Here is a 9,969-nt window from a genome sequence, read left to right as displayed (position 1 = left end):
ATGCTAGGCATCATCGCCGTCACATCCACACGGTCTTGCGAATGATCATCTTCGGATTCGCTTACTGCGGGAGTGATGGCCTGATCCTCGGCCTCGCATTGGTCGTACGCATCACGAAAGCTGTCTGGTTTGCTTTCACTTTCGTCGTTGTTGGCTTCGTTGTTGGCCTCGACGTCCCAAACGCTATCGCTAGACGATTCGGGGTCAAATGGGGACAGGGCACGAACGAGAGTTGTCGACTGAAATGATAGCAAGTGCGATTGCAGATTGTCCCGGCACCGTTTGGCATGCCCTGTCCCCGTTTGGACCATGCCTCATAACCCACACGGTACGAATGGAAGAGAAACGCCCCGAATGGGGCCTGACTCAGGTTTCAGGGCTTGGCGAAGCAAAGGTGACGCGACGAAAAGGGGAAGGTAATTAATAGCCATCCCAGCAAACTTCCCCACTCACCTTTTCCGGGCATGGTTACCGCGCACCATCGTTTTGCCCCCTCATCGTTTTGCCAAAAAATCGGTGTAGGGCCGGTTCTTACCGGTCAATTCCAACGGGAACGTTCTGGAACGATCGGTCCACCGTTAGGTGTCGCAGCAGCGCGCCTGCTGCTGCCATCCCGGACAAGAATGCCCCTTCGATCCTTGGCCCGCCACACCAATCGCCGCATGCGGCAATTCCCATCGCAGGATCCCAAAGACATTCCGGTCAAATGGGGACAGGGCACGAACGAGAGTTGTCGACTGAAATGATAGCAAGTGCGATTGCAGATTGTCCCCGCACCGTTCGGCATGCCCTGTCCCCGTTTAGGTCCCCGTTTGGCGCCTCTGATTTGAGCATCCTCACCAGCACGACGTAGCTCCGTATTCACAAGAAGCGAATCTGTCCAAGCATGTCTTTTGCTGAAAGCTCATAACAAAGAGCATCTAGCTCTTTGATGAGTTGCCCCATGGCTCGCTTCGCTGTCCAAAAAACAATCCCAGAATGCTCACTTCCTTCTGCCGCCAAGGTGAGCAGGTCGTCGTCTTGCGTAACAATCACGCGACCGTTCTTGTGAGCAAAGCTAAGCTGTTCAGGGTCACTTGCACCAAGAAGCCCAACTTCGTTGGTTGTCGTTACATCACGGCCACGTAGTCGCAAACCTTCAGCTACAGCCTTGGGCATGTTTTCATCAAGATGAAACCGAATCACTGTCCGCATCCATTCTTGAACTCGTGTCCAACTGAGTTTTCATGGACTCTGCAAACTCGCGGTCACTCTTAATTGCCGCTTGGATTTCACCTTGGTTTTCAAAGTAATAAGCAAGGCTCGCGTGAATCTGTGCAAGACCAACGTGCGGGTACTCCCTGGCAATCTCTTCAGCAGTCATGTCTTGACGCTCGTAGAGATTGACCACGTCCTGAACACGTAAACGTGTACCAGCAATAAACGCTCGCGGTTCTCCACGACGGTTATCTCGGATGTCGATATGGTTGGTGATTGTAGGTTGCACGCGACCTATTGTACCACGCTTTCATTGCGAAGACCAAGCGAAGCTTTCCATTCATTTACCGCAAAAAAGAAACGCTCCGAATGGGGTCTGACTCGGGTTTCGGGTTTCAGGACTTGGCGAAGCAAAGATGACGCGTAAAAAAGGTGAAGGGGGTAATCAATAACCATCGCAGCAAAGCTACCCCCGTCACCTTTTCCGGGCATGGTTACCGCGCACCATCGTTTTGCCCCCTCATCGTTTTGCCAAAAAATCGGTGTAGGGCCGGTTCTTATCGGTCAATTCCAACGCGAACGTTCTGGAACGATCGGTCCACCGTTAGGTGTCGCAGCAGCGCGCCTGCTGCTGCCATCCCGGACAAGAATGCCCCTTCGATCCTTGGCCCGCCACACCAATCGCCGCATGCGGCAATTCCCATCGCAGGATCCCAAAGACATTCTTGATCCAACGGTTTTTCAGGAATCGCATAGAGCCATCGGTGCGCCACGGCGTAGTCGAGTTGGAAAGGCTTGCAACCTGTTGCCTGTCGAAAGGCATCGATCAGTTGGGATTGAACGGTGTCAGCGGAATCGTTGATGTGATCACGCGACCACTGTTGCGATGCGTGCAGAACCCAGGTTTGGCAGGCTTCATGCTTGCGGCCTGGCTTGCTGCTGTTCCTCGCAATCCAAGACAGTGGACCGTCGTTGATGAACGCAGCGTCATAGGGAATGTCGCTGAGTCCGTTGGCGGCAAGCATGACTGCCCAAGTTGAATTCATCTTCACCTTGCGGATTTGATCAGACATCGAAGAATGCTGGCCGATCAAATGTAAAGCTTGCGGGGCAGGGCAGTTTGCAATCACGACGTCGAATTCACCAAGATCATTCTCCGACGAATCGATCAGATTCCAAGTATCGCGATCGCTCCTGACTAGACGTTCCACCCGAGTATGATTCTGAATGTTTAAATCAGTCGCTAAGTGTCGTGCGACTGTGTTCATTTTGGGCGATCCGACATAGCGAAGTGTGCTTCGCTTTTCAGCCACCACATGCCCGTCGCTTTTTAATTCAACAATCCGTCCAGTCCAAGGCTTCACGATTCCGTCGTGGATCCAACTCTGTACGTAGCGACAAAACCTTGGATCTCTTGCTGTAAAATACTGTGCTCCGTGATCGAACTGGTACTGCGGTAAGACAGCTTTTTCACCAGCGTTTTCACCAGCGGTATCTTTGTTGATCCTACGCGTTGACATTCGACCGCCGACGCCACCCGATTTTTCAAAGATCGTGACATCCAAACCATGATCGGTAAGTGTTCGCGACGCCATCAACCCGGCAAGCCCAGCACCGACAACGGCGACACGCGGAAGATCTTCGGCGACGGGGCGATCAACGTGCTTGTTCAAGCGATCAAGATCGATGCGATTGAGATGATCATCCAACGGCCGTGCAGGAACAGTGCCAAGATAATCTTGCGTGCTTTGCGATGGCTGGTCGAATTGTCCGAAGCACCAAAGCACGCCGCCATAGCCGCAGGGGTCACGACCATCGAGCGCGTAACGATGATTGAGGTCCATCGCGACCCGCATTGACCGTCCGGCCGTGGATGTCCAACGCAGCAGAGCTTTGCCCCAGGTCTTCCGCAAATCATCGTGCAACTCACCATGCTTTAGCAGACTTCTTTGGCACGCGTTCCAAAGCGGATGTTTGGATTGACCGCGCGAAAGAGTCTCCCAACTGTAGTCTGCTTCTCTGGCATCCGCTTGATGAGCCAGCAACGATTGCAAAGCCCAATCGGGCAGCGAATCAAGAGTCTCGATCTGATCGATATTGGCATCGCAAAATCGAAACGACAGTTCGCGAAAAATGAGTAGACGATCAAGAAATCTATTCGCTCCTAAAGAGCTGGCTTCTCTCGCGATTCGCAGCGGGCTGACCATTCCAAAGTGCAGGTAAGCACTCAGCCGACTTTCGACCCAGCCGTTTTGATCGTCTTGGTGATCTTGGTCGTTATTGTCAACGCTACCACCCTCCAAGAATCGATCGCGAAAGCAATTCCATCGGGCGTAGCCAGCACGTGATCCGCCGGGACTGTCCACGACCGGGCTGATGGAATGATCGACTTGGCACTGCGAGATTACGTCTGCAAACGAAACGTCTTGCAAATCCATCGAAACAAAAGGCAACTCGCCCGAGAAAATTTCGCAGTCAACGGGTTGTTCGTCGTAGGGAAGATCGACTCGCTTAGAATGCAGTGCCTTGGTAGCGGAGCGGTATTGATCGACATGGGCACAAGCCTCTTCGGAAACGGGAACTGGAATCGGCAACACGCAAGATGCATCCGACGTTGCAATCGGAGTCTTGGTTCGACTAGCCAAACGCTCAATCCATCCAGCGAGCGGTTGCACAGGCATCAACTCGGTTACCAACACCGCTGCTTGTCGTGTTAGGTCGCGCAGGTGCGGACCACGATGACCTTCACGTTCCAGATGAAAATATGCCTTGATCCCGCGGTCTGCTAGTTTCCGCTGAACGTCACGATGTCCCTGCAACATGAAGCAATGGATGCGATCGGACGCGAACGGATACTCTTCAGAGATCGCGTGATAAACCAGCAGCGGCAAACCGTTTTGCCTGGCCCAGCAGATCGCAGTGTCAAGCGCCGGATTCTCGTGAGCGCGGAGTGCATTGTGCATCCAATAGAGAACGAAGTTACCGGGCCCACGGTTTGCTTCATCCGGGCTGACAGTCCAGCGCAAACGCTCGAGCAATGGCGGCGGTAACGACAAATCCAATTTTCAAAAACTCCGGTTGCACCGACTCCGATGAATAACAACGACGATCGCTGACGCGATCCCGATAGATCGTAGCCGCGCGGCAAATACACTCTGCCGGGTGGGGTTCTATCGGCGAATCACTCGCTTGGCTAGCCATCCCCATGGCAAACCTGGATCAACGGGAATCTCAACCAGCGAATCTGAAAGCCGCCTGGCAACGGAATTCGCGGCCATCCGACCACTGATGACGGCCGATTCCATCGTTGATGGCCAGCCCGTGGGCGTCCAATCACCCGCCAAATGTAGCCAGGGCAGGGCAGGGCGGATGTTGCCTCGTATCGATTCAGTCGCCGGACTGACCGAAAAAACTGAATTCGGATCAGTAACGATTCGATGCCTCAACAGCTTGAAATCACGCCCCATCGGAAACTCGTTACGGAGTTCATCCAGAACCGTATCCAACAAAGCTTGCTTGCCAAGTGATTGCGACTGACCCGACGATGCGCTGATCACGACCTGGTGGTAATGACCAGACACTTCGCTGGGCTCGCTGGGCGAAACAGTACTCGCAAGCGGTTGTCGAAACACCCATTGCGAAGTGGTGCCGACCATCACCGCATGATCGTTGGTCATGATCGGGCGGTCCAACCACAAATGGATTCCTGAAATGGGCGAAGCATCCAATCGCGTGCAGCCATGAACATTCGGTATCGCAACTTCCGCGTCATCAGGATCAAACAACGACGACAACCGATACCAGGGAACCGCGACGATGACCTGATCGGCCAACAATTCTTCGCCGCTGACCAATTCCACCACCGGTCCAGTTGGCGATGCGATTTCGATGCGTTTGACGGCTGCCTGACAACGCAGTTCAACGCCTAGCGATTCTAATTTTTGTGGAAGCCGTTCGCCAAACATTTCTGACAATGGAAGACACGGAACCAGCACATCGCTGGCACCTTGCGCCGCAGCGAACCCGTCGATCAAAACCTTACGCGCCGCCTGCATTGAAACGACATCCGTTTCCTCACCCAAAGCGCTCACCAGAATCACGTCCCAAAACGCTTGGATCGTTGACTGGCTTTGACCGATGCTTTGCAACCAATCTTTTGCAGTCCGCTGGGCGAGCGAGGCCGATCGGGTCCGCATCAAACGCCACATTCCCGATCGAACTTCACGCTTTTGATTTCGATTCAGGTAGCCAAGCTTGCCAACGCAGGCGGCCAAGTGCAAAGGCGCGGGCAACCAGCGTGATGGAGAAAACGGACTGGGGGAATGTCCGGGGTAGTGAAAAACTAGATCGCGATATCGTTTCCAATCATCCAACATGTCGAAGCGTTTCAGCAACGATATAAAATTGGTGCAACAGCCCATCGCAACGTGTTGGCAATAGTCAACTGATTCTCCGCTGATCGAATCAGAGAACGACCCCGCTCGCCCACCCGTGCTTCGTTTTGATTCCAGCAGGGTGATTTTTAACCGGTACGGATCGGCACTTGCGACTGCTTGCTGGTTCGATGCAGCGACGGCATCCGAGAGTGATTGGGCAGCCGACAAACCAGCCAAACCTCCACCGATGATCACGACGTGGGGAGTCGAGGAAGCACTCATTTTGTTGCGGCTACTTCCGATGGCGGTACCGGTAAACGCCGAAAGATCCAAGGCACGTAATGCTTTGTCACCAGTGCAATTTTCTCTGGCTTGGACAAACGCACCCGTCGCTGCAACACTTGACCAGGATCGTTTTCGATGTGTTGCAACAATTTGCGGTACGTCCTCCACATCATGCTAAACATCGGCTTTCCATCGGCGTGCAGCGAATCCCAAATCCCCCAACCCGAATCAAACAACTTGGCGGCTCGGGAGGCTTCTTCGGCAATCAAACATTCCAACCGGTCGTCGCGACGCGGTCGCAGCAAATCGTCTTCGCTAAGGCCATGCTGTTCGTAATGCTGACGAGGCAAATAGATACGGCCTCGCTGAGCGTCTTCGGCAACGTCGCGTAAGATATTTGTCAACTGAAACGCCAACCCGCAATCGACTGCAGATGTTGTGGGGATCGGTTCTTCGAATTCCCAAATGTGCAAACAAGCCAGTCCAACCGCGGACGCAACCAGATAGCAATAATGTTCGACTTGTTCATAAGTGTCGAACCGAGTTTTTTGTTGATCGGCCAACACCCCGTCAATGATCTCCAACAGATATCGAGAAGGAATTTCGTATCGCCGTGCGGTGTCAGAAAGTGCGGGCAGAATTTGCTCGGCGTGTTTCCGCAAGGAAGCTTTTGCCGAATCCTGGCCGTTAAAAGATGGCTTGTCGTCTGCCAGCCACCCCTCCGGGAAGATGACCTTCCCTGATTCAGTTTCGCTGATCAGGTTCAATGCCGTCGCGCCACGCCACCACTGCAACCATCGACTGCGGATTGCCGGCGGCTCGTTGGAATCGCCCAAATCATCGGTGATTCTCGCGAACGCATACAACGCTTCCATCGCTTCGCGTTTGGGCCCCGGCAATAGCCAGAACGATCGATAGAAGTTACTGCCGCTCTGCCGCGAGATTCGGCGAACGTGATGGTAACTCTCTGCGATGATGGATTTAGCGACGATCGATTTACGCGACATAACCGTCTAGCCTAACAAACCGTGGACTAAGACAGCAGTATCCTGCAGCGACATTTCAATTCAAAGCAGTCTCAACATCGCCTTTGCAATCAGCTTGATCTGCACGGTCTTGCTGACTTTGGGGCGAACCGCAAGCACGTCGTAATCGACTTTCCTGATCGCCGCCAGCGTCTGCAATCCGCCATGAGCAAACAGCTTGATGTCCGCCGCTATCCACTTTGGAACTCGATCGGCAAGCGATAAACCCCGATCGAGGTATTGCTGAGCCAAGTCGCATTGCGCCTCAATCATTCTCCGCAGCGGCATTGGAGTCGAGAGCTGGGCCGCTTCACCGGGCGTGCCGAACATCGACTCGTCGACGCCAAATTCATCCCAGCGATCCATTGGCAAATAAATACGCCCGATCGCGAAGTCTCGCCCGACATCTTGCCAATGGTTGGCCAACTGCAACCCAGTGCAAATATCGTCTGACAGCGATTCTGTTTCTTCGTTGCAACAATCGGCAAGCTTTAGCACGATCCGCCCAACTGGGTTTGCCGAACGCTGGCAGTAATGCAAAAGTTCGTCAAAATCCTGATAGCGGGTTTTGATTTGATCCTGTTCAAAAGCATCAAGTAAATGGTGAAACGGATCGGGGGGCAAATCAAATTCTTGCATCGTTTTGGTCAGAGCAAGAAAAAGATTGGACGTTGGTGATCCAGCGATCGCGGCATCGAAGTGTTGACGAAGCGTCTGCAGCCGCTCGGTCGCGACGCTTGGCGATGAAGATTCGTCGGCCAAGTCGTCCGCGATTCGGCAATAGGCATAAACGTTGAAAAAAGGCTGCCTAAGACGCCGCGGTAACAGGACACTGGCGACCAAAAAATTCTCATAGTGCATCCCCGCTAGGGCCCGAGTGAGGGACTCGGCGTGCCTCACCGACGCAAGCTGGGTGGTTAGCCCTTCGACTAGTTCAGCCTTTTTCTTCATCAACTGGTTTGGGATTACCTTAAATTGTCAGAGTTGTCACCCAATCGGGTTAGACGATTAGAACCATCAGCGGTTATTCTTTGGGAGGTCAGACTGAGCCAGACCGGTTATTCTGCTAAAAAGGGGAGCGGTTGGCATACGACTCTGCACACCTCTCCTTCCCAGCGAACCATCAATTTTTGCGATAGCGTTTTAAGAATGAAGATAATTTTGGCAGCCCCGCGAGGCTTCTGCGCGGGCGTGAACATGGCAATCACTTCCTTGGATTTGACGCTGGAGCGTTTCGGCCCACCGGTCTACGTTTATCACGAAATCGTACACAATCAGTACGTCGTCAACAGCTTTCGAGATCGAGGTGCTGTATTTGTGGAACAGATTGATGAGGTCCCCGAAGGCAGCGTGTTGTTGTTCTCGGCGCACGGCGTATCGCCTGAGGTACGACAGGCAGCCAAGGCCCGGAATCTTAACGCGATCGACGCCACTTGTCCCTTGGTAACAAAGGTACACCTGGAAGCAATCAAGTACGCCAAGGCTGGTTACACGATCATTCTGATCGGGCATGACGGCCACGATGAAGTCATCGGAACGATGGGCGAAGCGCCCGAGGCGATCCTGTTGGTCGAAGACGAAGACGGTGTCGATACCTTGGAAGTTGCTGACGAAAGCAAGCTTGCCTATCTAACGCAGACGACGCTCAGTGTTGATGACGCCAACCGAATCATTACTCGCTTGCGAAAACGTTTCCCTGGCATCGCCAGTCCGCCCAAGGACGACATTTGCTACGCGACGCAAAATCGCCAAGAAGCCGTTCGGATCCTTAGCGACGATGCAGACACGGTTGTGGTGGTGGGGAGCCAGAACAGCAGCAATTCACAGAGGCTGAAAGAACTGGCCGCCGAGTCGGGCCAAAAGGCGTTCTTAATCGACAGCCCCGATGACTTGGATCAGGCGGATTTTTCCAAGGGCGACACGGTACTTCTAACTGCAGGAGCCAGTGCCCCCGAATCGCTGGTTCAGGAAACCATCACATGGCTAGTCGACTTGTTCGATGCAACGGTTGAGGTAAAACAGATTCGCGAAGAATCTGTGCAGTTCCCGTTGCCGAAATCATTGCGTGTACTCAACAACTAGAAAGGATTTGAAATGTCAGCCAAAGAACAGAAACGCCAAAAGAAGCTCGCCAAGAAACGATCCAAAGAGCTTGCCAAGAAAAAGGAAGAGGCTCGCGCGAAAAACGCATTGCAATCTTTGTCTGGTCAGTTGGTTTCGGCATCAAGCGGCGCGATCGAACGGTGTCTGATCAGTGAATCGCTGCTGGACCCAGACCAAAAATTCGGCAGCGTTTTGATTAGCCGAAAACTGCAAGATGGTCGTGTGCTGTTTGTTCGCTTGCTGATCGACGGCATGTGCTTGGGCGTGAAGGATGTCGATGCCAAGGCCTGTTTCCCGAGCATGCTAAGTGAAATGCTGGACCGCATGGCAGAAGTCGATGCGATGCAAGACGCCATCCCGTCGGCTGCACGAAAGCTGGTTGAATCCGCCGTCGCCTTTGCAGACCAATTTGGTTTTAAACCGCATGACCTGTACTTAAAGACGATGCCTATTTGGAATGACATCGACGCTTCGCTTTGCGAAACAGAATTCTTGTTCGGCAACGACGGCAAGCCACACTTCATCTCCGGTCCCTACGATACAGCGACCACGATCGCGGCAACGATGATGCAGTTGGAAGAATCGGTCGGCGAAGGGAACTACGACTTCACCATTGAAAACGGAGGTGGAATGAACGATGGCATGTACGACCCCAGCGATGATTATTCGCCGATGATCGACGATTCTGAATTGGATGTTGGCATCGATGAAGACGTTCCGATGCGGTAGTTTTTGCCAACGACTGCTCTGCTGATAGTCGCCTTTCGCGCCGCGAAAGATGCGTCCACAAACGCTGCTTTTGCGGAGCAAAAGGCGACTATAAATTTGGATCTGCTATTTGATCGACAGGCCGGTAAATCCCCGGCAGAGGGCTTCCGTCCAACGCCGTGAAGAGTTTTGGTCCCTGGAAAATACGGGTTAGTTCGTTTAACCGCGTGGGCATCGCCCCGCGCGTTTCGCCCCGCATGGACGCGCGGGGCGAT

The 9,969-nt window shown here is 53.3% G+C and carries 9 protein-coding genes; 2 read left to right on the top strand and 7 right to left on the bottom strand.

Translation table 11 applies throughout. The features are described 5' to 3' along the window. The 7 genes from RC85_RS23635 to hpnC form a co-directional block, all read right to left on the bottom strand. Window positions 1-254, bottom strand: a 254-nt coding sequence (locus RC85_RS23635) for a hypothetical protein (protein ID WP_157594042.1), incomplete at its 3' end; no start/stop codon positions are given. A 607-nt stretch (window positions 255-861) separates the two neighbouring features. Next, window positions 862-1,158 (bottom strand): DUF5615 family PIN-like protein, encoded by a 297-nt coding sequence (locus tag RC85_RS23630; RefSeq protein ID WP_200836771.1) that lies wholly within the window; start codon window positions 1,156-1,158, stop codon window positions 862-864. 7 nt (window positions 1,159-1,165) lie between these two features. Continuing rightward, window positions 1,166-1,486, bottom strand: a complete 321-nt coding sequence (locus tag RC85_RS23625) for a DUF433 domain-containing protein (RefSeq protein WP_068267213.1) — start codon at window positions 1,484-1,486, stop codon at window positions 1,166-1,168. A 268-nt stretch (window positions 1,487-1,754) separates the two neighbouring features. Further along, on the bottom strand, window positions 1,755-4,160 hold the full coding sequence (locus tag RC85_RS23615; RefSeq protein ID WP_235033309.1) for an FAD-dependent oxidoreductase: 2,406 nt from the start codon (window positions 4,158-4,160) through the stop codon (window positions 1,755-1,757). A gap of 207 nt (window positions 4,161-4,367) precedes the next feature. Continuing rightward, entirely contained in the window at window positions 4,368-5,855 is a 1,488-nt protein-coding gene (hpnE, locus tag RC85_RS23610) for a hydroxysqualene dehydroxylase HpnE (RefSeq protein WP_068267210.1), read from the bottom strand. Continuing rightward, window positions 5,852-6,865, bottom strand: coding sequence for a phytoene/squalene synthase family protein (locus RC85_RS23605; protein ID WP_068267209.1), 1,014 nt, complete (start codon window positions 6,863-6,865; stop codon window positions 5,852-5,854). Before RC85_RS23605 ends, hpnE begins: the two co-directional genes overlap by 4 nt. Window positions 6,866-6,925: 60 nt before the next feature. Beyond that, window positions 6,926-7,834 carry a squalene synthase HpnC gene (gene hpnC / locus RC85_RS23600; protein ID WP_068267208.1) on the bottom strand — a complete coding sequence of 303 codons (909 nt, stop codon included), beginning with the start codon at window positions 7,832-7,834 and terminating at the stop codon, window positions 6,926-6,928. A 198-nt stretch (window positions 7,835-8,032) separates the two neighbouring features. On the opposite strand from hpnC, the gene ispH reads away from it, so the two are divergent. Together ispH and RC85_RS23590 are read left to right on the top strand one after the other, a co-directional pair. Further along, a complete protein-coding gene (gene ispH, locus RC85_RS23595) occupies window positions 8,033-8,965 on the top strand; it encodes a 4-hydroxy-3-methylbut-2-enyl diphosphate reductase (RefSeq protein WP_068267207.1) in 933 nt (310 codons plus the stop codon). 12 nt (window positions 8,966-8,977) lie between these two features. After that, window positions 8,978-9,715 carry a hypothetical protein gene (locus RC85_RS23590; protein WP_068267206.1) on the top strand — a complete coding sequence of 246 codons (738 nt, stop codon included), beginning with the start codon at window positions 8,978-8,980 and terminating at the stop codon, window positions 9,713-9,715. The last annotated feature ends 254 nt before the right edge of the window (window positions 9,716-9,969 follow it).

This window comes from Rubripirellula obstinata (assembly GCF_001642955.1).
Classification (GTDB): domain Bacteria; phylum Planctomycetota; class Planctomycetia; order Pirellulales; family Pirellulaceae; genus Rubripirellula; species Rubripirellula obstinata.
This window is presented reverse-complemented; position numbering and strand designations above follow the sequence as displayed.